Source organism: Lacticaseibacillus paracasei subsp. paracasei, from assembly GCF_000829035.1.
GTDB classification, from domain to species: Bacteria; Bacillota; Bacilli; order Lactobacillales; family Lactobacillaceae; genus Lacticaseibacillus; species Lacticaseibacillus paracasei.
In genome coordinates, this window is the sequence record NZ_AP012541.1 from 980,474 (window position 1) to 1,003,140 (window position 22,667).

A 22,667-nucleotide genomic window follows, 5' to 3' on the forward strand; every position below is an offset into this window, starting at 1 on the left:
GCGATTGTATAGCGCTTTCATTCATCTATAATAAAGTGTGTCCTTTAAGTGGTTGTTGCCATGACTATCGTAAAGAAAATGGTCACAAGGGAGAAGTGGAGAAGATGAAAAGAACATGAAAAGAACATTTGCCGTCGATCCGTGGATGATTGCAACCCATCAGTTTCATCCAGAGGACAAGCGGCTTCAAGAAAGTTTGACGGCAATTGGTAACGGCTACATGGGCATGCGCGGGAATTTTGAGGAACAGTACTCGGGGGATCAGCTTTCGGGAACTTATCTCGGTGGTGTTTGGTTTCCGGATAAAACCCGCGTTGGTTGGTGGAAAAATGGCTATCCTGCGTACTTTGGCAAAGCAATCAATGCACCCAGCTTTTTGCCAATTCGCATCAAAGTGAATGAACAACCGGTTGATTTGGCCAAAAACAGTTTTCGGGATTTCTATTTGGCACTTGATTTACATCAGGGATTGTTAACTCGGCAGTTTATCTATGAAGGGGATCAGGTTGAGGTTCGGTTTGAGTTTCAACGATTTTTGAGCAATGTGGTGAAGGAAGCAGCCTTGATTAACGTGAAAGCAACTGTGCTTAGCGGTAAGGCAACGATCACATTTGATGCTGGACTTGAAGGTCGTGTCGCTAATGAAGATAGCAACTATGATGAGCGGTTTTGGGAACCGCAAGCTGAGGATCCCACTCAAAAAACCATTCAATTGCAAACTAAACCAAATCCTTACGATGTACCGCAATTCACCGTTCTATTGAAGCAACAGTTGCGTGTCAATCATCAACCGGTCACAGGCGTTGTCACGACCGGCAACGGCTGGCTAAACGAACAAATTGTGGCTGATTTGGCAGCTGGCGAAACTTATCAACTGGAAAAGGATGTCATTGTGGTTACTAGCCGCGATGTTGCGCCTTCTGATCAGCAGCAAACAGCCGCAGCTTTGATGACCACATTACAAACACACAGTTTTTCCGAACAACTGGCTGCCCATACGCAGCTTTGGGCGCAACGCTGGGAGCAAAGTGATGTGGTCATTGAAGGCGATCCGGCCGCACAACAAGGCATTCGGTTTAATATTGCGCAATTGTTTATGACGTACTATGGCGAAGATAAGCGCCTTAACATTGGGCCTAAGGGTTTTACAGGTGAAAAATACGGCGGTGCCACTTACTGGGATACTGAAGCCTATATTGTACCAATGTATCTGGCAGTGACGCCGCCAGATGTGACGCGAGCACTTCTTCAATATCGCCACGATCAATTACCTGGTGCGTATCATAATGCACAGCAGCAAGGACTGGCCGGTGCTTTGTTCCCAATGGTGACCTTTAATGGCATCGAGTGTCACAACGAGTGGGAGATCACATTTGAAGAAATCCATCGTAATGGTGCAGTTGCGTTCGCGATTTATCAATACACGTCTTATACCGGCGATGAAAGTTATGTCAACCGTGATGGTATTGAGGTCTTGGTGGGGATTGCCCGTTTCTGGGCTGACCGGGTGCATTTTAGCAAACGTGCCAATCAGTATATGATTCACGGGGTAACCGGTCCTAATGAATATGAAAACAATGTTAACAACAACTGGTATACCAACACCATGGCATCGTGGACGTTAAGTTACACGTTAGCGCGCCTGTCCAAGGCGAATGCTGACGTGGTCGCTAAACTTGCGGTGACTGCAGAAGAAAAAGCTAAGTGGCAAGATATTATTGATCGGATGTACTATCCCGTTGACGATGAATTAGGGATCTTTGTTCAACACGATACCTTTCTTGATAAAGATTTGCGACCCGCCAGTTCGATTCCTGCTGACCAGCGGCCGATTAACCAACATTGGTCATGGGATCGGATCTTAAGGTCGCCTTTTATCAAACAGGCTGACGTCTTGCAGGGCATTTATTTTCTCAATGACCGCTTCACCCAAGCACAAAAAGAACGCAATTTTGATTTCTATGAGCCGATGACGGTTCACGAGAGTTCATTAAGTGCGTCCATCCATGCCATCCTAGCAGCTGAATTAGGGAAAACGGAAAAGGCCGTGGCGTTATATGCGCGAACTGCGCGTCTAGATCTGGACAATTATAATAACGACACTGATGACGGGCTTCACATTACGTCCATGAGCGGCAGTTGGTTATCAATCGTCCAAGGCTTTGCGGGGATGCGCTATGATCACGACCGGTTACGATTCAAGCCATTTTTGCCAAAAGAATGGCACCGCTTCAGCTTTAAAATCAATTATCGTGGCCGTTTGCTGGCAGTGGACGTGAGTGAGGAGGTCAACGTGATCTTGTTAGCCGGCCCGTCAATTGATATTGAAGTGAATGGTGAGCTGAAGCACTTGGAAAAGGGGGATGACCATGCTTAAAGGCTTCATTTTTGATCTTGACGGGGTGGTCACCGATTCAGCTAAGTATCATTTAGCCGCCTGGGGGGAGTTGGCAAAACAATTAGGGATTACCCTGCCAGCTACGGCAAATGAGGCTTTACGTGGCCGTTCCCGAATGGACTCGTTAGCGATCATCCTCGATTACGGTGATCAACAGAAGCAATATACCGAAGTTGAGAAAGAAAACTTAGCAGATGAAAAAAATCGACGTTATCTTCAATTGATTGCCAATATGACGCCAGCCGATATTCTGCCGGGTATCAGTCAACTTTTATCGGACGCCAAGGCAAGGCATTTAAAATTGGCAATCGCATCTGCTTCAAAAAATGCACCGACTATTTTGCGTCAATTGAAGTTATTTGATCAATTTGATGCGATTGTTGATCCAGCTAGTCTGCATCGCGGGAAGCCAGATCCTGAAATTTTCATCAAAGCGCAGAACTTGTTGCAATTGCAAGCAGATGAAGTGGTGAGTTTTGAAGATGCATCTGCTGGTATTGCAGCAATTAATGCTGCTGGTCAGTTTTCGGTGGGCATCGGCGATGCCAAGGCGCTCGCAGCTGCTGATTATTTCGTGGCAAACACAGGCTTATTGCGACTCAAATCAATCACGACAGCCTTCACAAAATGGCAAAACGCGTTGAATAAGAAAGGAGATGGATGATGTCATGGTTGAGATTGATTTGAACCATCTTTATAAGAAGTACCCGAATGCCGCACAAGATTCTGTCAAAGATTTCGATCTGCACATTAAGAATAAGGAGTTCATTGTCTTTGTCGGGCTGTCTGGCTGCGGCTGATATTCTTGGCCTGACAGAGTTTTTGGCCCATAAACCAGCAGACTTGTCTGACAGCCAGCGGTAACGGGTGGCATTAGGGCGAGCTATGGTCAGAGATGCACCGACTTTTCTAATTGATGAGCGCTTTCCAATCTGGCGTACAATTGCTCCGGCTCGGCACTATGATCTTTAAGTGATATCAGGTTAAGTATAAGAAATGAAAGAGAAATGGTTTTCAAGTTTTGTTAAAAATCATTTCTCTTTATTTTGTAAATATAAATGCCTCTGAAATCTCTTTTTGTGTCTTGAAAAGTCAAAATGTTTTGACACTTAAAGAGTTGGTATTATACTGAAGGTGTCAAAAGAGTTTGACATTAAAGGGGCGATTATCATGAAGAAAATGGATGAGATGGAGCTTAAATTCAGAGATCAATCGATTAGATACTCTTGGGCTTTCATGATTTTCACATTATTCATTTACGAATTTTTCCACGTGATGCATTATGGAAAATTTGATTTTATTTCTGTTGTGGTAAACGTTGCAGTGGGTGTCCAGATTGCTAGTTTTTTGTGGCTTAAACATCGAGCAGATAAGACTGATAAAGAACCGGGAAGGGTGTTAATTGGCACGATTGTCATTGTTGCTGTTGTGCTAACCTTAGGCATGATTGGATTGATGTTCCATGGAAAATAATATCCACGTACTCAGAATGCGCCAACAATTAACCCAGCAAGAACTGGCTGACGCAGTGAATGTAACCCGGCAAACGATTAATGCCATCGAGAATAATAAATACGACCCAACACTCTCCTTAGCCTTCGCACTTGCAGAACGCTTGGAGACGACTGTGGATCAACTGTTTCAACATTAGAGAAGCTGAAAATTATTTAAGGCTACAAAAAGAAGAGTGACTTTTTCCGATCACCGCATGTATGCGGCGGAAAAGTCACTCTTCTTTCGTTTTACTGTAGATCAAAGGTCATAGTTTAAAGATTCCAGTGCCAAGGCGGAGCAATCGGAGGCCAGATGGGGCTCAGCCGTGCAAACAACACAGCGAAGGGCTTTTGAGCTGATGTTGTTAGGCGACTTCGAGACCGGTTTTTGGGCTCGAAGCGCCGTCACCGCGTTCCAGCCCCATCTGGCCGGAGATTGCGGAGTTTGGCACGGCAGGAGTCGTTTTTGTCTGACGCTTGTGCCAAATCATCCCGCATCTAACAAATCATAAGTTCTAGATAGAAACTGAAGAAGCAACTACTGCTGACGATTACTCCTCTTCATTTAACTCATCAAAATCATAGTACAAATCTCTTTCAGGAAGCACCACAGCGGCATTTGTTTGGGTATCCAAGGCTTCGGCTTCGCGTTCCGGATGGAAGCTATGCCATGGCACAATGGTTCGAGGATTGACTTCTTTCGCCAAAGTAATTAAATCCTCACGGCTAGCATGACCCGAGGCATTCATGAACTGCAAGGGGATGTGATGCGCTTCTAGCCAGTCTTTGAGTTGCGCAAACCGCGGGTCGTAATCGCCTAGTGGCTCGCCGTTACTGTGGATGTAGGTCGTGATGGGCATGTCAGTCAGTCGTTCCAGATGGTCAAAACTATTTTGCAGGACATAGTGTTGGGGATCACGGGCAATGTCCGTCAGACTGATTGTTTGACCAAGAATAGCATCGGGTTTTTGATCGGTCATGGTGGTCAGCACAGCCGCGTCATCAGGTTCCCACACCAATTGACGGCCGGCAGTGTGTGCACTGGCCTGAAAACCCGCCAGACGCTCGTAATTGCGGATGTAAGGATTGATGACGACAAGCGTCGGGCTTTCCGCCAGCACTGTCTGAAATTGCTTCTGCAGGCTCATTTCGGTCAATGGGATGCTGGGGTGATCCTGATCTTCAACAGGGGCAGCTGTGTCAAAAGAGAAGCTGGTGCCTTCCAACATAAACAAGCTTAGCTTTTCTTGGTTAAATCGCTTGGCCCAGGCATGAACCCGTTCAGCATGCGGGCCATTTAACCGGACATCACCGGAATGGGCATAGCGTCGTGAGCCGTCATCGACTAGGAGCGCCATGACGCCCGGCTCGTCGTGATCACTGTGGAAGCCTGTTACGGTGAGGTCACCAATGGTTATGGGCTGTTCATAGGCAAGGGGATGCAGATTTGCAACTGGCTTTTCGATGCCTAGTTTGATTAACAGTTGATAGAGCTTATAGGATGGTTCCGAAAGATAAATCGGAATCGGTTTCTTTAAATATTGCAATGCACCCATGTGGTCAATGTGCAGATGTGAGATAAAGATGGCCTCATGTGTGTAAACGTCTGGTTGATCAAAAAATAGTTCCGGCACATGCGGCAATTTACCATTATCGATGGCAGAGCTGACTGTTTCGTTGCTGAGATCAGCAGCCACGCCGAAGTCCATGATAACGCGGCTGGTTTTAGTTGCGAATTCGACGATGTTGCCGCCGATGGTGTTTAACCCATTTAAAAAGCGAATTGTTGTCACAGTGTTACCTCCAATTGTTTCAATATCATTTTGAGAACACTAAAGCGTACCCCGCCGGCTACCGAAAAGCAAACAAAAACCGAATCAGCACATAGCTGATTCGGCAAAGATCAAGGCGGAGCAAACAATTACTTGTTTGTCTTGATGATGGTTTCAGTTTGACCCTGAAGTGTCTTCAAAGCCTGATCTGGTTTTTCATGCTTAGTCAGCATCGCATCAACCGCATTAAGAAGATCGTTACGATATTCTGAGAAGCCGATGAAAGCGGTGGACTGGAAGCCAAAGCCCAAAGAATCAACTGCAGCTTGGCTAGTTGGGTTAGCACTCAGATATTTCTTAAAGTCAGCAGATTTAACAGCGGACTTACGCAGTGGCACATAACCAGTCAATTGGGCCCACTTGGAAGTTTCCTTCTCAGAAAGCAGGTACTTCATGAATGCCCAAGCGCCTTTTTGCTTATCGCTAGATGCGGACTTGAAGAGGACGATATCATTACCGGCAAGTTCGGTTGCCTTTTTGCCTTTGTAGCTTGGTAGCGGCATTGTGCCCCACTTGAAGTCTTTCGGTGCATTTTGCTTCATGTTGGTGATCCCAGCACTTGAACCGGCATAAAAGAGTGTTTTACCAGCGGTGAAGTTCTTATCGCCGTAAATGTCTTCGCCGGCAGTCTTGGCTTCGCCGCTGTTAACCATGTCCATAATGAAGTTAGCAGCAGTTAAGGTTTTCTTGCTATCCAAGTTAGCTTTCAGCGGGTCAGCTGAAACTAACGGATTGCCAGCCTGACGTGCCAGACCTTCAAATTCCATATCAAAACTCTTATCGAAACCAATAGCGGCAATACCGTCTGCCTTCAGTTTATCGGCATCTTTTTTGATGTCTTCCCAGCTGGTTGGCTTGGCAATATTGTATTTCTTCATCAGTGCTTCATTGTAGAAAAGAATACGTGTGGACTTGGAGAATGGCACGCTGTAATACTTGCCTTGATACTTGGAGCTGGACAAGAAGGCTGGGTAGATGTCCTTCAAGTCGCTGCTGCTCATCTTGTCGTCGCCTTTGAGCATGTATTGATCAAGCGGGGAAATAAAACCATTTTTCACGTAGTCAGGAACAGTGGTGTAAGTTGTTTGGGCAATGGTTGGCAGGTTGCGAGATTTTGCTGCAGCCATGATCTTTTGTTGCAAGGCGGTGTAGTTACCTTGCGCGGTGCCGACAACTTTATACTGTTTCTGACTCTTATTGAAATCATTGATGATTTGATCAAGAGCCTTTTGGTAAGGACCGTTCATGCCGTGCCAAAAAGTGATCGTCACCCGTTTGCCCGAATCACTCTTGGTGCTTGAACTCGATTTGCTGCTGCTGTTACTGCCGCAAGCCGTCAAAACAGCGACAAGAACGACGGTGAACATTGCAAGTAATGCTTTTACCCAAGTTTGCTTTTTCATTTTGGTAGATTATCCTTTCAATCCAGCTTTAGAAATCCCAGCAATAATGTACTTCTGCAAGAAGATATACAAAACAACCATTGGAATGATGACGAATGTGGAAGCGGCCATCAGAAGTTGATATTGCGTGCCGGCATCGGTCGTGAAGGCCTGCAAGCCGACTGGCAAGGTACGCATCTTGTCAGAGTTCGTAACGATCAATGGCCACATGAAGGCATTCCATGAGCCAATCACCTGAAGAACGGTGACCGCGGTAATCGTTGACTTGCTCATTGGGACAAGCACTTGCCACAAATATTTCCAATCGGACGCACCGTCGATTTTAGCAGCGTAGTAGATCTGATTCGGTGTTGATTGGAAAGTCTGACGCAAGGTAAAAACGGTGAAGAAGCTGGCCAACCACGGCAGAATCAAAGCGCCGTAATGGTCAATTTGCCCTAAGTGTGACAAGGTCACGAAGTTAGGGATGATTAACATTTCACCTGGAATCATCATGGTTCCGAGGAAAATAATGAACAAGAGGTTCTTGCCGTAAAACTTCAATCGAGCGAAAGCAAAAGCGGCAAGAATACTGGTAAAGAGCTGCCCGACCGTTGTGATAACAGTGACGATCGTGCTATTAATGAAATACTGTCCAAACGGTGCTTCGTTCCACGCCTTGACGTAGTTACCCCATTGTAGAACCTTAGGGATCCAGATCGGTGGAACGGCAATCGTTTCCGGTGCCGTTTTAAGTGATGTGGAGATCATCCATAAGAAGGGGATCAGCATGGTGATCGCGCCTAAAATGACAATCAGGTAAAGCAGAATTTTACTGATTTTTTTAGCCATGTTTTTGCCTCCTCCTTAGTAATGAACGTGCTTGCGGGAATACCACAACTGCACGAGTGTCACTAGCAGGATGAGGAAGAAAAGCACAACCCCAGACGCAGCAGCAATTGGATACTTGTACTCGGTATAAAATTTCTGGTACAGATAGTAAACAATTGTCAAATCAGCTTTACCTGGTCCGGGCGTGCCTTGGAACAAGGCGAAGATTTCATCGAACACCTTGAAGCTGCCGATGATCCCGTTAACTGAAACCAAGAAAGTGATTGGTGATAGCATCGGGATCGTGATGTTCCAAAATCGCTGACGCGCGTTGGCGCCATCGATTTCAGCGGCTTCGTAATACCCGTGGTCAATGTTGTTGAGACCGACCAAGAAAAGAATGATGTTGAAGCCCAGACTTTTCCAAATACTCATAATGATCAGCGCCAGCAGTGCATAATGCGGATCAGTCAGCCAGTTAATGGGATGGATACCAAACCAGCCCATAAAGTAGTTGATCAGCCCATAGTTACTGTGGAACATCCAATTCCAAACCATCGCAATCGCCACAGTACTGGTGACAAACGGAAGGAAATAGACGGTTCTGAAGAAACCGGAGATGATCTTCACCTGGTTTAGCAATAAGGCAATGATCAAGGATAAAATGACAGTGATCGGAACCACGCCGACAACAAAAACCAGCGTATTCCGCACAGCCAAGTGAAAATCAGGATCATTCCAAAGATAAACAAAGTTATCAAAGCCCCAAGCACTGACCTTATCAGTATAAAAATCATACTTCGTGTACAAACTCATCAGAAATGAGTTAATAATCGGCCAGATATTGAAGGTGATGGTAATCACCAGCATTGGCAGCAAATACAGCGCTGCTTTGGCGGTCGATTTTAGGCTTGCTTTTTCATTCAGCATGACTTTCACCACCAAAAATCAAGGCGCCGGATTGGTCAAAAAGAAAGAAACCCGACTTGGTGAGATAGAAATCCAGATCTGGTTGATTAGCTGCGACACCAGCCATTTCTGTTGACAACAGGTGCTCGCCGTTATAAGTAATATCGGCTGTAGCTTCCCGCCCATATTTAGAACTTTGCGTGATCTTGCCATGAAGCTTGGCTAGGACATTGTCGCCGGCATCATAAGGGATGATGGCTTCACTACGGATCCCTGCGGTGACTGCCTGCTTCAAAATATCTTCTGACACAGCGCTAGCTAGATCAGTTGTCAACGCTTGTGCTGGCAAGGTGTTGATCACAGGCTCACCGATAAACTTAGCAACGAACAAATTGTTCGGTCGCTCGTATAGTTTTTGGGGGGAACTGAACTGTTGTATCGAACCATTTGCCAAAACCATGATGTTATCAGAAATGTGCAATGCTTCATCTTGGTCATGGGTCACGAAAATCGTGGTAACACCGGTTTCGCGTTGAATTCGGCGAATTTCTTCGCGCATCTCAATTCGAAGCCGGGCGTCAAGGTTTGACAACGGTTCATCTAGCAACAATAGGCTAGGGGACTTGGCTAAGGCACGTGCGATAGCGACACGCTGTTGCTGGCCGCCAGAAAGTGCCCCTGGTTTCTTATCAAGCTGATCCTCAACATGAACCAGTTTGGCAAGATCCTTGGCTTTGGCGTGCCGTTCAGCCTTGCTGACCTTGGCCATTTTCAGTGGAAAGGCGATATTGTCCAACACTGACAAATGCGGATACAGACTGTAGTTCTGAAATACCATCCCAACTTTACGCGCTAAGGCATCTTTTTTAGTCACATCTGTATCACCAAAAAAGATTTGCCCAGCGGTTGGGGACAACAATCCGGAAATGAGATTTAGGGTCGTGGTTTTACCGCCGCCGGAAGGACCCAGCAGGGAAACCAGCGTGCCATCGGGAATGGTAAAGTTCAGATCCTTCAGGGTATCTGTCTTGCCATCGTAGGACATCGTGACGTCCTTGAAAGTAACTTTCAACCCAGTACGCTCCTTCAAATAGTTTTCTGCTCCTCACCTCCGTTCGTCGGTCTCCAGCAACAAAGGCTGTAAGAACGCGCAAAGAGAAAATTTGGAACAAGATATTGTGGTTGCTTCACCATGATTAGCTACATCTAGAGAAGGCAAACACAACTCTTCTCACATTTTAACCCAGATTCACTGAAAAATGGACTCATTCGCCCAAAAACATTTTGATTATGTTTAATTGCCATCACAACGCGAATGTTCGCCTTTTTTGCTATAATAGAAAGCATGCAAAAGGCGCAACTTGAACCAACTGCTTTCGCTGCTGATGAGTGTCAGCAAATTGGCGGTTCATTCAGCGCCAATAAAAGAGGAGCGATTTTTTTGATAATACGTCCAAGCAAACCGGACGATGCGCCGCAAGTAGCACCGTTGATCGATATTGTGTTTACGGAGATGGAAATTCCTCAGTTAATGAAGGTTCCTAAGAAGACCCTGTATTCGGTTTTGGAACAAGCCTTTTTACTGCCAACTTACCGGTACGGTTACCCGCAAATGTTGGTGGCTGATCAGGACGGTCAGATTGAAGGGATTGCTGTTGGCTATTTGCATGAGCAGGAAGCCCATATCGACGATGCTTTAAAACCGTTGTTGCCTAAGCTGGGATTGACCCCAAATTCATCGCTTTTTTCAGACACCGAAACTTATGCCGGCGAGTGGTATTTAGATACGCTAGCAGTCGCCGAGACAGCGCAGGGACATGGGATCGGAACCAAATTATTAAACGCAGTCGATACGGTTGCCCGGGCTCGGCACGCTAAAGTGGTTAGTCTGAACGTGGATCAGCAGAATCCGCGGGCTAAAAAGTTATATGAGCGCAATGGTTTTCTTAAACACGGCGAGTTGATGATTGGCAGTCATCGATATGATCATATGCTGCGGCCGGTTGTAGGCGAGGAAGTTTAATGTTAGTCAATAGGTTAGCCTAAAGCCCTTAGCCCGCCGAACGCCGCAATCTCCGACCAGATGGGGTTTGCGACGCACAGCCAGAGTGGAGACGGCACTTCGAGTCCCAAAACCGGTCTCGAAGTTGCCTAATCACATCGGCTCCAAGGTCAGGTTGTACGGCTGAACGCCATCTGGTCTACGATTGCTCCGCCTTGGCACTAGGATCTCTAAATAGCAATGAGAAATAAAGACGACTGGTATTCCATGGAGGAAAATCAGTCGTCTTTATTTCATAGCTAGGAATGATGGTCTTAGCTTTTCTTTTCGTTTAATCTGGGAAATCCAGCCCATATTCATAACGCTTCAATGGATCGGCCACACCCACATGGCGAAAGCGGTCGAGGATAGCAGCTAACAAAATGGCCGCTGGAATGTCGCGGTTATTGGGAATGGTCAACTTAACGATTGCTGGTGCAATTTCTTCAGCACTGAAGATCGTTTTGACCCCATGAAACACTTGATAATGGTTATTCAAAAGATTACCCATGGCGACCCAGTTGAGATCTGAGATAAAGATGAACTGATGCCAGACCCCAAACATTTTTTTGACGCTGGCAACCTTGCGATTGGCGATATAAAGATCATAGCGCGGGAAAACGCTGACCGTTTTTTGTCGAATGGATCCAAGCGGTTCGCCGCTTAATGTATTCAGATCGAAGCCACCATTAATCAGTCCGTGCCGACCAGTTAGAATGTAGGCCGGCTTGCCGTTATCGGTTTTGACCACACTTAAACTACTCGTGCTTAAAGCATTGATATCAAGATATAACGCCATCGGCCAACCTCCCTTATGGTGAGCGTGAACTGGCGCGGTTAGAAACCGGAGCATAAGCGGGCTCAAGTGCGATGGGCGGGTTTTGCCCATTGTGCTTAAGGCCCTTATGAGCAGGTTTCTGCGTCAGTGAGCGCGTTATGGTGAGCGTGAACCGGCGCGGCGCTCGTGTTTAAAAAATTAAAATCAGCAAACTATCGCTGCGCCAATGATTATTAGAATTGAGCGTTTGATTTTTCCGCCTTATTAATGCGAATGGCTTTGCGAATTGCCTGAGCAACGCCGTTTTCGCTATTAGTGGCAGTACTGCCCCATGCGAGCTTGGTGATTTCGGGGATGGCGTTTCCCATCGCCATGCCATATTTGGCCATTTTGATCATGCTGGCGTCATTCAAGTTATCGCCGATTGTCATGACCTCATCCATGGTAATACCGCGTTGCTTAGCGAAAGCTTCAACAGCATAACCTTTTTGCGCTTTGATGTTGTTGACCTCAATGTTATTCGCGGAGCTTGAGGTGACACTTAATTTACCGGTGGCATCAAAAACCTTCGCTGGTGCTTTCAAAATATCGCGTTGCTCGCCAGTAAACGCAATGATTTTCATCACTTGGATAGTAGGGTCGGCTAGCAGTTCTTTATAGTCACTAACGTAATTGATGTTCATGATTTCCAGCCGTGCAGCTGCGAGCGCAACCGCCAGTTTGTAGGTTGTATCTGGGTTGAGATCAACCAATAGATCGGCAACATTTTGAATACGTTTGACGCGGCTGTCCGAAAAGACGCCTTTGTTGGTGATGATTTCAAAATAGATGTCGTCCTTTTGCAAGGTCTCGACAATGAAATCGCTTAGGTCACTAGCAATTGGAATCGTGACCACCAATTCGCCAGCCTCATCAAAAACCATGGCGCCGTTGAGTGTAATGAATGCTGGTTTGAGATCTTGGGCGGCAAGTAACGGTGTAGCTTTGGTGACGCCGCGGCCAGTTGCGACCATAAATTCGATACCAGCGGCTTGCGCGTCACGAATGGCTTGGGCGTTTTCGTCCGAAACTTCCATTTTGTCGTTTAAAAGTGTGCCATCCATGTCTGATGCGATAAGTTTGATCATATTTACTGTTCCCTCCGGTTTGTCATGGTGCGGTTACGCCTCCAATTCTAGCATGAAAAAGCGTTTCCCGGTAGCAAACCCGCGGTGATTCTTGTACACTATTTGCGGAGGTGCACGTCTTGAAAACATTAATACATAATGACTGGCAGACGGTGCTGGAACCGGTATTTGAAAGTCCTGAGTATGCTCAACTGCATGCGTTCTTAAAAGAAGAATACGCGACAAAAACGATTTACCCTGAAATGCACCATATTTTTCAGGCATTCGAATGGACACCTTTCCATGATGTGAAGGTGGTCATTCTAGGCCAGGACCCTTACCACAATCCGCGGCAGGCGGTTGGTGCGAGCTTTGCGGTGGCACCCGGTGTCGCTTTGCCGCCGTCTCTGCAAAACATTTATAAAGAGTTGCAAAGCGATTTAGGCTATCCACCGGTCCATCATGGTTATTTGAAGGCGTGGGCGGACCAAGGCGTTCTATTGTTGAATGCCGTTTTGACGGTACAAGCCGGCGAAGCCTATTCCCATCAGAATCATGGCTGGGAAGAGTTGACAGATGCTGCCATTGCTGCCTTGTCTGCACGCGGCGGCGTTGTGTTCATCCTGTGGGGGAACGCGGCCAAAAAAAAGGCGGCCGTGATTGATACGAGCAAGAACGCGATTATTGCATCAGCGCACCCAAGCCCGTTATCTGCATCTCGTGGCTTCTTTGGCAGTCGCCCGTTTTCGCGCACCAATGCGGCACTAGAAAAAATGGGCGAGGCCCCGATTAATTGGCAGTTACCAGAAACGGTGAAGGCGGATTAACCTGAATTGACTAGCCTTAAGTGGCTCAGACACACTGTTTTTCCATTGTCTTCGACTAGTCACGACCCGATAAAAACGGTATGATGAACAAGAATAAAGCGCTTTTATGGAGGGATAAGATTTGGACCTATTTGAAAGTTTAAAAGACAAGATTAATGGCAAAAATTTACGGATTGTATTTCCGGAGGGCGAAGATCCGCGCGTTTTGGGCGCAGCAGTTCGGCTCGCAGCTGACGGGTTGATACAGGCCATCGTGCTAGGTAATCCTGATAAGATTCAGACATTGGCAGCTGCTAAAAGCTGGGATCTCAGCAAGTTGACAGTTCACGATCCAGCCAACGATGACATTCACGCTAAAATGGTTGCGGCCTTCGTTGAGCGTCGCAAAGGCAAGGCAACCCCAGAACAGGCCGAAAAAATTGTTCAGGATGCCAATTATTTTGGTACGATGCTGGTTTACATGAAGGAAGCAGACGGTATGGTTTCAGGCGCAGTTCATTCAACGGCTGACACAGTCCGGCCTGCTTTGCAAATTATCAAGACGCGTCCTGGCGTGCATTTGGTCAGTGGTGCGTTCATTATGCAGCGTGGCCGTGACGAACGCTACTTATTCGCGGATAACGCCATCAACATTGATCCAGATGCTGATCAGCTGGCTGAAATTGCGGTTGAGTCAGCTAAAACCGCTGCCTTGTTTGATATCGAACCACCGCGCGTCGCCTTGCTGTCATTCTCAACCAAAGGCAGTGCTAAGGGACTGCAAGTAGATAAGGTAGTTGAAGCCACTAAGAAAGCTCATGAACTGGCACCTGATTTGGCCTTAGATGGTGAGTTACAATTTGATGCTGCTTTTGTCCCAAGCGTTGCCAAGCAAAAAGCCCCTGATTCCAAAGTGGCTGGGGAAGCGAATGTTTTCATTTTCCCTGAATTACAATCCGGTAATATTGGTTATAAGATTGCGCAACGATTCGGCGGGTTTGAAGCCATTGGCCCAATTTTGCAAGGTTTGAATCAGCCAGTTTCTGATTTGAGTCGTGGGGCAAATGAAGAGGATGTCTATAAGTTGGCCATTATTACAGCGGCCCAGACCTTGCTATGACAAGTTTGAAAAAAGACTTCACTAGTGAGGCAGCCCTGCAATCCTTTGCGGCTTCACTGGGACCGCAGTTGCAAGCGGGAGACGTTTTGCTGCTGGATGGTGACTTGGGTGCTGGTAAAACTAGTTTCACCAAGGGCTTGGCAAAGGGCTTAGGCATCACCGATTACGTCAAAAGTCCAACATTTACAATTGTTCGCGAGTATCGTCATGGCCGATTACCGCTGTATCATATGGATCTGTATCGCTTAGAAGACGGTGGGGCCGAGGATCTCGGTCTTGAAGAGTACTTCGAAGGTGATGGGGTGTCTGTCGTGGAATGGCCGGATTTTTTGGGATTAAGTGAACCAGAGACCTATCTGATGATTCATTTTCAAAAAGATGACAATGAAGATACAACGCGGCATCTCGAATTTGTGCCGTTTGGCCAACACTATGAGAATTTACTCGAAAGCCTATGATAGCAAGCACGCAAAGAACATTTGCGTGCTTTTTTGATTTGGTTTGGTAAAGTGGTGCAGAACAAAGAAAAGGCGGTGCGTTATGAAATTTGGCGAACAGTTGGCCGCTTTGTTTGTTGGGCTTTTCGTTGGCGAAGTCACAATCTGGGCAGTTATCCACACTTTTCGAAGACAATGGCGTGCATGAGGGTCACAGAATTTGGTCTGGCTACTTTCACTAGGACAATAAATCTACTTTTGATAACACGTTATACTTTGATAACCAAAGTATGCATGGTAGACTATTGACAACGTGAGAAAGTGAGCTAATTCATAACGTGAACAGGCACGTTGGCAAGCTGAGATATTGGTCTTAGGCGTGATGACCAGTTGTTTGTCATTGCTTCTGAGGCTCTTACCATAGAGGCTTGAGCATCTGTGAGCGCGTTTTAAGTAAAGGAGTAGTGGCCATGCTAGAAGTCAAGGATCTTGTGAAGACCTTCGGCACGATGACGGCGGTTGATCAGGAGAGCTTCACCGTTAAACCAGGTGAAATCATGGGGTTGATCGGCCAAAACGGGGCGGGGAAGACGACAACATTTCGGATGATTTTGAATTTTTTGACACCAGACTCTGGTGCCATCACTTGGAATGGTCATCCGTTAACAGCTAAAGATTATGACACCATTGGATATTTACCAGAAGAGCGCGGTTTATATCCAAAGATGCGGGTTCAAGATCAAATTATTTATTTTGCGCGCTTGCGTGGTATGCGCACGTCAGAAATTAAAGCCAAGATTCCAGAATGGATGGACCGATTTCAGGTTAAAGGCAAGCCTACCGATAAAATCAAAGACTTAAGTAAGGGGAATCAGCAAAAAGTTCAGGTCATTGCCACAATGATTCATATGCCAAAGCTGGTTATTCTAGATGAGCCTTTTTCGGGACTTGATCCGGTTAACTCAAGCCTGTTGATGGCTGGCATTCAGATGCTGAAAGATAATGGCGCTGCGATTATCTATTCCAGCCATGATATGGCTAACGTTGAGGCTGTTTCCGATCATCTGGTGATGCTGAAACAGGGACGGATGGTCTTAAACGGAGCGGTTGGTGAGATTCGCGAAAGTTTTGGTCGGACCAAACTATTCATTGAGTCAGGGTTGACTGCCGATGACTTGCGTGAATTTGACGGGGTAACGAAAATCAAGCAGCATGGTCAAGAATTTGAGTTGACCTTAGCCGATCCGGCAGTTGGTCACCAGATTTTTGCTAAAGCAACGGAAAATGGCTACATACCAGAGTTCCGTCAACAACCACCGACACTTGATGAAATCTTCCGTTTGAAAGCAGGTGAAGCTGATGCATAAGTTTTGGGTGGTTATGAGTCAGGTCTATAAGAAAAATGCCAGAAGTGGTTCATGGATTTTTCTAGTATTGTCACCGCTATTTTTCCTTGCGATTGCTTTTGGAATTGTTTTTTATATTTCCAAAACGCAAGCACCTGCTCAGGTCGCAGTTGTCAGTGACGTTGGCGTTGTGCGCCAAGCATTGAGTAAACAAAGTACCAGTGATTTACGCTTTAAGCCGTATACTTCTGCTAAAAAAGCCAATGATGCACTGAACAAAGAAGATCTTGATGGCATTTTAACGGTGAATGCCAAAGATGACTTCAAGTCGCATTATGTTGCTCGCGATAACGGTCAGACAGTTGAGACTTCAACGCTGGTGGCAGCGCTGAGCGGATTGAAATTGAGCAGCACGGCCGCAGCCATGAAGCTGACACCAGCTCAGGTTAAGGCTTTAACGGCACCGCCGACAGTGACATCGAAAACGGTTGCCATTGAGGATGGCAAGCAGGTAGCCAAATCCAATACGGCACAACTTATGAATCATGGCCTTGCGCTCGTTTCAATGGTTTTGATTCTGATGGTCACCATGGTGTATGGTTCTATTCTGGCACAGGAAATTGCAACTGAAAAAGGCTCGCGAATCATGGAGATCCTTTTGTCCTCTGTCAGTGCCACGACGCAATTCTTTGGCAAGTTGGCGGGTATTTTCGCCTTGTTGCTGACACAACTGGTTATTTACGTGATTGCCGGTGTTATCGGCTGGCAATTTTTGAAAAATCAAACAATGGTTGCCGGCTTGTTAAAGCAAGTGGATCTTTCGATACTAGCTTCTGGGACAACCGCCATGATTGCGCTTTTCTTTATCATCGGCACACTCACTTATTCGGTCTTGGCTGCATTAACCGGCTCGCTTGTTTCTAATCAGGAACAAGTCCAGCAAGCTGTTATGCCAATTACCATGCTGGGGATGATCGGCTACTTCATTACAATCGCCGCCCAAGCCAATGATTCGACGCTGGCACAAGTAACAAGCTACGTGCCTTTCTTGAATGTTTTTGTTATGCCAACGCAGATGTCGCTAGGCCGAGCAAGTATGGGTCAGGCATGGGTCAGTGTCGGTATTAGTGTCGTCTTTCTCGCCTTGTTTACTTTCTTTACGGTCGCGGTTTATCGGAATAACGTCTTGGTCTATTCCGGTTCGGGCTTGTGGCAATCAATGAAGACCTCCTTTAGCATTTGGAAGGCGGAACGCGGTGTGGCTAAAAAATAAATATAATTAGGCAAAATAGGCAAAATAAAAAGGCGATTCCTCAGCGGAGTCGCCTTTTTGCATGGCAGCTGTATTCAGCAGTTAATGAGCGCGCAGTCGGGTCAAACGTTGAGCGGTTGCCAGTCGTACCTGAATCAACCCGCTTTTGAAAGTTTCATCATGCTTTTAATCCGCGCTTCGCCAAAGTGCTCATTTTCGGCGATCAAAATCCGTGCACAGGCATAACTATCCGCTAAGGCATTGTGGTGATGCTCAAGCGGAATGTGTAAGGCGGCACTGACAGTATCTAACCGATGATTCGGCAACTTCGGCAAAAATTGTCGCGAGGTTTTAACCGTGTCAATCACTTGATAGCGCGGCGCCGCAATGCCGTAACGATCCAGTGTCAGTCGCATAACCGAAACATCAAACGGTGCATTGTGAGCGGTCACGATCCGACCTGGCGTATAGAACATTTGAATATGCGGCCAAACTTGATCAAATGTTGGCTGATCTTGAACCATTTCAGGGGTGATGCCATGAATGTGAATGTTTTGGGCATCAAACTGCATCTGCGGATTAATAAGGGTGTAAAAACTGTCAACCACCTTATTTTGCTGGACGACCACGAGCGCCAATGAACACGCTGAGGCTCGCTTGCGATTGGCGGTTTCGAAATCCATGGCGATAAAGTCCATCGTATTTTCTCCTAAATCAAGTCTTTTGTGACAAGTTCAACTGGACAGTGGTCACTGCCCATAATGTCGGTCAGAATTTTTGCATCCTGAATATATGGTTTGAAGTCACGGCTGCTGACAAAGTAGTCAATACGCCAACCAGCGTTATTAGCGCGGGCATGGAATCGATAACTCCACCATGAGTAAGTGACGGTATCTGGATACAAGTTCCGGAATGTATCGATAAAGCCGCTATCTAACTGTTTTGTAAAGTCAGCCCGTTCTTCATCGGTAAAGCCGGCGTTGTGGTGATTGGTCTTGTCATTTTTAAGGTCGATTTCTTGGTGCGCGACATTTAAATCGCCGCAGTAAACGAGCGGCTTTTTGGCCGCGAGTTGGTTCGTGTAGGCAAGAAAATCTTTGTCCCATTGCTGGCGGTAATCCAGCCGCTTCAGTTCACCACCAGAGTTCGGCGTATAAACCGTCATCAAATAGAAGTTTGGATACTCTAAGGTAATGATCCGGCCTTCAGTATCATGTTCAGGAACGCCCATCCCATACGTGACATTGAGCGGTTCATGTTTGGTGAAAATGGCCGTACCAGAATAGCCTTTGCGTTCAGCGTAGTTAAAGTATTGATGATAGCCAGGCAGATCAAGTTCAACTTGGCCTGCCTGCATTTTGGTTTCCTGCAAACAGAACCAGTCGGCGTCTAATTCATTAAAAATAGTCATAAAGTCTTTTTTTAAAACAGCTCGTAAGCCATTCACGTTCCAAGAAATTAATTTCATCAAATGATTCACTCCTAACGATGCATTGCGGTTCCATTCTACTAGATTTGACAGATGATTGCGATATGCAGAGCGCGAACAGGCTTCTGCGCCTGAGAGCGCGTTTTCTACGAGAAGTCAAAACACAGAAGTATCATTCAATTCAATTTCTAAGACTGACAGTAAAGATCTAGGGAAAGCTCTTCACAGCCTTCCCGTGTTCATAACAGCAATTATCTGCTAAAATAGCTTAGTAGTATTTGTGAAAGGACCTGATGTTGTGGTGGATGCGCCGCGTACGCTTGAAGGAATTACCATGATGCATGATGAACCTTTGAGTCATTATACGTTTACGAAAACCGGGGGACCGGCTGATTTATTGGCGTTTCCCAAAAATGTGGCCGAAGTGCGGGCATTAGTTGATGACGCTCGTGACCAAGGCTTGCCTTTGACGGTGATTGGAAATGCCAGCAATTTAATTGTCCGGGATGGTGGCATTCGCGGACTGGTGTTGATTTTAACCGAAATGAAAACCATCACGGCCAGTGGCAATCAAGTGACAGCTGAGGCGGGGGCGCGGTTGATTGATACAACCGAAGCAGCTTACCGAGCAGGTTTGACTGGTCTTGAGTTTGCTGCTGGCATTCCTGGCAGTGTTGGCGGCGCTGTTTTCATGAACGCAGGCGCTTACGATGGTGAAGTCTGCAACGTCATCAGCAGTGTTGACGTTTTGACGCGAGAAGGCGAATTAAAGACGTATGATCACCGTGAACTGAAATTCCGTTATCGGCACAGTGTTGTTCAGGATACAGGTGATGTCGTCTTAAGCGCTACCTTTACGCTCAAAGCGGGTGACAAACCAGTCATTCGAGCAAAAATGGATGAGTTGAATGCGCGTCGGGCGGCTAAACAACCACTTGAATATCCTTCTTGCGGGTCGGTCTTTAAACGGCCAAAGGGGCATTTTGTTGGCCCAATGATCCAAAAAGCTGGTCTGCAAGGTCATATTATCGGTGGGGCACAGGTGTCAAAGAAACATGCTGGCTTCATCATCAACCTCGGCGATGCAACCGCAACGGATTACCTAGACATGATTCATCTTATACAAAAAACAGTGAAAGCTAAATTTGATGTTGATCTGGAAACCGAGGTTCGAATTATCGGTGAACCTAGTCAACCAAAATAGACCTTAGAAAGGGGCGACACAATGCATTTAGTCGAAGCCGTTTTGTTCTTGATGGCACTTGTCATCGTCTCAAACGTGCTCAGTCACTACATTGTGGCTGTCCCGGTCTCCTTGATTCAAGTCGCGCTGGGATTAGGCGCGGCTTTGTTTTTTCATTTGGAGATCAATTTAGCGACAGACTGGTTCATGCTGTTGTTCATTGCTCCGCTGCTATTTTATGACGGGCGTAATTTTCCGCGGCGCGAGTTATGGGAACTGCGTGGCCCGATTATCGGAAACGCAATTTTTCTGGTGTTTGTCACGATGCTGGTCGGTGGGTATCTGATTCACTTTTTGATTCCGCCGATGCCGTTGCCCGCAAGTTTTGCCTTGGCAGCGATTCTCAGCCCGACTGATCCGATCGCGGTGCAGAGTCTAGCTAAGCGAGTTCATCTACCAAAAGGTGTGCTGCATTTGGTGAGCGGCGAGAGCTTGATCAACGATGCCAGCGGGCTGATCGGTTTTAAATATGGCATTGCGGCGACCATGACAGGTACATTTGTCCTTGGCAACGCCGTTCGGGATTTCTTTTATGTGGCAATTGTCGGTGCCTTGGCTGGACTGGTGTTAATCAGTTTAATCAACCTAAGTCGCAAATGGCTGCTGCAGCAAGGGATTAACGATGTCATTTTGCATACTATCTTGCAGGTGCTAACACCTTTCTTCATCTATCTCGTGGTGGACGAGTTCATGCATGCGTCGGGTGTCATTGCAGTCGTTGTGGCGGGGTTGCTTAGTAATACTCGCTACAACCGTTACATTGCTGCCTTGCCAGAACTTAGAATTGTTTCGGAACGTACTTGGGACATTATTGTCTATACACTTAACGGGATTATTTTTCTCATTCTCGGCATTGAATTGCCGGTTGCGATGACCGACACGATTGCTGATCATGAGGTCAGCACGTTTCAGGCGCTCGGCTTTGTGGTTGTCGTTTACCTGGGCATTTTAATTGTTCGAACGCTATGGATTTACGGTTACATGCTGCTGGCAAAACGTTCCAAAGAAGGCAAAGCTTCATGGCGAGCAGCTCTTTTGAGTGGTATTTCTGGCGTGCGCGGCGCGATTACATTAGTCGGGGTGCTTGCCGTCCCAGCAGCTTTGAGCAACGGTGATGCATTTCCGGAGCGTAGTTTAATGTTGTTCATCGCGGCTGGTGTGGTGGTGCTAAGTTTAATCGTCGCCATTATCGCTTTGCCGTTAGTTACCCGTTCAGTGGCACCACTGCAAACGCGTGGATCCACGATTGTAACTGACGACAGTGGCGATCAAGATGATGATGACAGCAACGATATTCGTATCATTTCGCTGAGTCAGGCACAAACCTTTGTCTTTCAAATGGCGGTTCGCCGAGTTGAGTCGGAGCGCCGTGAGACGAATCAAAAAGCCGCTTTGGACTTGATTGCGGAATATCAGTACCTGATTCGCCGGTTAGAACTCGCTGAAGATACCGGTGCTGCCATTCCACCGCTCATTCAGGATGAACTGGATCTGCGAAAAGTCGGGGTTCAAGGCGAGCTATATGCTTTAGACGATCTATGGCGCGACAACAAAATTATGTCCAAAAGTTACGCTAAAGCCCGCAAACAATTGCAACACCGCCTGAATGATCTGGACTCAATGGCCAAACGCTCCGGCCGACCAACTTTCCGCATGTTGTTCGAACGTTCCGCCTTGCGCTTATCGCATTGGTGGTACACCGTGGCCAGCGAGCAAAATCGTTCGCACCGATTCTTCAACGAGCGCTTATTTATTGAAAAAGAAACCGCAAAAGGCGGACTTAAATATTTATCGCAGTTTTTACGACAAAAGGAGAACAAAGCCCACAATTATAACCGCCAAGTTATTTATGCTTTGATTGTCCAATATCGAAATCGAATTGCTTCGGTGAAGGCTTTGAACACGCACAAATCAACTCAATATGAGCAGGAACTCGGGCGCTTGCGAGCTATTGCGTTTGCGGCTGAACGGGCCGCTATCCACGATCTGACAGAAAAAGGGTATATCACGATGACGATGGCGCAAAAACTGAATCAAAATGTTAATTTCACTGAAAATGCGGCTACCTTAACGTCACTTGAAGAGGTTTAAGGGCCGCTGCGGACAAGTCATGCCTGTTCTAAAAGAGCGTTTGGTTGGGTCAAATCAGTTGGTTTTTGCTTTTTAAAACAGACGTTAATTGACAACGGTATCGTCCTTGTCTCGATTGAGACTGGGCCGGTACCGTTTTTTTTGATGTCCATGACATAGGTATTTGTCGGCGG

21 protein-coding genes and 1 pseudogene are annotated in these 22,667 nt (G+C 46.6%); 13 read left to right on the forward strand and 9 right to left on the reverse strand.

Annotation, left to right across the window (positions count from 1 at the left end; all coding sequences use genetic code 11):
- Nucleotides 1–115 precede the first annotated feature (115 nt).
- The 5 genes and pseudogenes from LBPC_RS04915 to LBPC_RS04930 all read left to right on the forward strand — a co-directional run bounded on the left by LBPC_RS04915 (nt 116) and on the right by LBPC_RS04930 (nt 4,049).
- Nucleotides 116–2,377: a glycoside hydrolase family 65 protein gene (locus LBPC_RS04915; RefSeq protein ID WP_003661298.1), complete on the forward strand. Its 2,262-nt coding sequence runs from the start codon at nt 116–118 to the stop codon at nt 2,375–2,377.
- Complete coding sequence (gene pgmB / locus LBPC_RS04920; protein ID WP_016365854.1) at nt 2,370–3,062, forward strand: beta-phosphoglucomutase; 693 nt, start codon at nt 2,370–2,372, stop codon at nt 3,060–3,062. The genes LBPC_RS04915 and pgmB overlap by 8 nt, the downstream gene beginning before the upstream one ends.
- A gap of 4 nt (nt 3,063–3,066) precedes the next feature.
- Nucleotides 3,067–3,259: pseudogene (locus LBPC_RS16390) on the forward strand (hypothetical protein); the annotation flags it as partial.
- A 309-nt stretch (nt 3,260–3,568) separates the two neighbouring features.
- Nucleotides 3,569–3,871, forward strand: coding sequence for a hypothetical protein (locus tag LBPC_RS04925; protein ID WP_003593947.1), 303 nt, complete (start codon nt 3,569–3,571; stop codon nt 3,869–3,871).
- Nucleotides 3,861–4,049, forward strand: a complete 189-nt coding sequence (locus LBPC_RS04930) for a helix-turn-helix transcriptional regulator (RefSeq protein WP_003584032.1) — start codon at nt 3,861–3,863, stop codon at nt 4,047–4,049. The genes LBPC_RS04925 and LBPC_RS04930 overlap by 11 nt, the downstream gene beginning before the upstream one ends.
- 393 nt (nt 4,050–4,442) lie before the next feature.
- On the opposite strand, the gene LBPC_RS04935 is transcribed toward LBPC_RS04930, so the two are convergent.
- From LBPC_RS04935 to LBPC_RS04955, 5 genes are all read right to left on the reverse strand, one after another.
- Nucleotides 4,443–5,684, reverse strand: coding sequence for an MBL fold metallo-hydrolase (locus LBPC_RS04935; protein ID WP_003661292.1), 1,242 nt, complete (start codon nt 5,682–5,684; stop codon nt 4,443–4,445).
- A 128-nt stretch (nt 5,685–5,812) separates the two neighbouring features.
- The gene (locus LBPC_RS04940; RefSeq protein WP_003564318.1) at nt 5,813–7,126 is read right to left on the reverse strand and encodes an ABC transporter substrate-binding protein; all 1,314 of its coding nucleotides are present in this window, start codon (nt 7,124–7,126) and stop codon (nt 5,813–5,815) included.
- A 9-nt stretch (nt 7,127–7,135) separates the two neighbouring features.
- Complete coding sequence (locus LBPC_RS04945; RefSeq protein ID WP_003569669.1) at nt 7,136–7,957, reverse strand: carbohydrate ABC transporter permease; 822 nt, start codon at nt 7,955–7,957, stop codon at nt 7,136–7,138.
- 15 nt (nt 7,958–7,972) lie between these two features.
- Nucleotides 7,973–8,866 carry a carbohydrate ABC transporter permease gene (locus LBPC_RS04950; protein ID WP_003564323.1) on the reverse strand — a complete coding sequence of 298 codons (894 nt, stop codon included), beginning with the start codon at nt 8,864–8,866 and terminating at the stop codon, nt 7,973–7,975.
- A complete protein-coding gene (locus tag LBPC_RS04955; protein ID WP_003593952.1) occupies nt 8,856–9,917 on the reverse strand; it encodes an ABC transporter ATP-binding protein in 1,062 nt (353 codons plus the stop codon). Before LBPC_RS04955 ends, LBPC_RS04950 begins: the two co-directional genes overlap by 11 nt.
- A 369-nt stretch (nt 9,918–10,286) precedes the next feature.
- Here LBPC_RS04955 and LBPC_RS04960 point away from each other — a divergent pair, with 369 nt between their 5' ends.
- On the forward strand, nt 10,287–10,868 hold the full coding sequence (locus tag LBPC_RS04960) for a GNAT family N-acetyltransferase (protein WP_003569672.1): 582 nt from the start codon (nt 10,287–10,289) through the stop codon (nt 10,866–10,868).
- A 310-nt stretch (nt 10,869–11,178) separates the two neighbouring features.
- Here the strand turns inward: LBPC_RS04960 and LBPC_RS04965 are convergent, their stop codons facing one another.
- Nucleotides 11,179–11,685 (reverse strand): LURP-one-related family protein, encoded by a 507-nt coding sequence (locus tag LBPC_RS04965; protein ID WP_003569673.1) that lies wholly within the window; start codon nt 11,683–11,685, stop codon nt 11,179–11,181.
- A gap of 212 nt (nt 11,686–11,897) precedes the next feature.
- Nucleotides 11,898–12,791 carry a Cof-type HAD-IIB family hydrolase gene (locus tag LBPC_RS04970; RefSeq protein ID WP_003661288.1) on the reverse strand — a complete coding sequence of 298 codons (894 nt, stop codon included), beginning with the start codon at nt 12,789–12,791 and terminating at the stop codon, nt 11,898–11,900.
- A gap of 119 nt (nt 12,792–12,910) precedes the next feature.
- Here LBPC_RS04970 and LBPC_RS04975 point away from each other — a divergent pair, with 119 nt between their 5' ends.
- The 5 genes from LBPC_RS04975 to LBPC_RS04995 all read left to right on the forward strand — a co-directional run bounded on the left by LBPC_RS04975 (nt 12,911) and on the right by LBPC_RS04995 (nt 17,752).
- Nucleotides 12,911–13,597 (forward strand): uracil-DNA glycosylase, encoded by a 687-nt coding sequence (locus tag LBPC_RS04975; protein ID WP_003564334.1) that lies wholly within the window; start codon nt 12,911–12,913, stop codon nt 13,595–13,597.
- 121 nt (nt 13,598–13,718) lie between these two features.
- Entirely contained in the window at nt 13,719–14,696 is a 978-nt protein-coding gene (pta, locus tag LBPC_RS04980) for a phosphate acetyltransferase (RefSeq protein ID WP_003661286.1), read from the forward strand.
- A complete protein-coding gene (gene tsaE / locus LBPC_RS04985; protein ID WP_003569677.1) occupies nt 14,693–15,154 on the forward strand; it encodes a tRNA (adenosine(37)-N6)-threonylcarbamoyltransferase complex ATPase subunit type 1 TsaE in 462 nt (153 codons plus the stop codon). The genes pta and tsaE overlap by 4 nt, the downstream gene beginning before the upstream one ends.
- 449 nt (nt 15,155–15,603) lie before the next feature.
- Complete coding sequence (locus LBPC_RS04990) at nt 15,604–16,500, forward strand: ABC transporter ATP-binding protein (protein ID WP_003569679.1); 897 nt, start codon at nt 15,604–15,606, stop codon at nt 16,498–16,500.
- Nucleotides 16,493–17,752 carry an ABC transporter permease gene (locus LBPC_RS04995; RefSeq protein WP_003574312.1) on the forward strand — a complete coding sequence of 420 codons (1,260 nt, stop codon included), beginning with the start codon at nt 16,493–16,495 and terminating at the stop codon, nt 17,750–17,752. Before LBPC_RS04990 ends, LBPC_RS04995 begins: the two co-directional genes overlap by 8 nt.
- A 134-nt stretch (nt 17,753–17,886) precedes the next feature.
- Here the strand turns inward: LBPC_RS04995 and LBPC_RS05000 are convergent, their stop codons facing one another.
- Both LBPC_RS05000 and LBPC_RS05005 read right to left on the reverse strand, forming a co-directional pair.
- A complete protein-coding gene (locus LBPC_RS05000) occupies nt 17,887–18,429 on the reverse strand; it encodes a 3'-5' exonuclease (RefSeq protein ID WP_003564348.1) in 543 nt (180 codons plus the stop codon).
- Nucleotides 18,430–18,440: 11 nt separating this feature from the next.
- Nucleotides 18,441–19,199, reverse strand: coding sequence for an exodeoxyribonuclease III (locus LBPC_RS05005; RefSeq protein ID WP_003569685.1), 759 nt, complete (start codon nt 19,197–19,199; stop codon nt 18,441–18,443).
- Between the two features lie 259 nt (nt 19,200–19,458).
- Between LBPC_RS05005 and murB the strand changes: the two genes are divergently transcribed.
- Together murB and LBPC_RS05015 are read left to right on the forward strand one after the other, a co-directional pair.
- Nucleotides 19,459–20,364 carry a UDP-N-acetylmuramate dehydrogenase gene (gene murB / locus LBPC_RS05010; RefSeq protein WP_003593962.1) on the forward strand — a complete coding sequence of 302 codons (906 nt, stop codon included), beginning with the start codon at nt 19,459–19,461 and terminating at the stop codon, nt 20,362–20,364.
- Between the two features lie 21 nt (nt 20,365–20,385).
- Entirely contained in the window at nt 20,386–22,494 is a 2,109-nt protein-coding gene (locus LBPC_RS05015) for a cation:proton antiporter (protein WP_003564354.1), read from the forward strand.
- Nucleotides 22,495–22,667 lie beyond the last annotated feature (173 nt).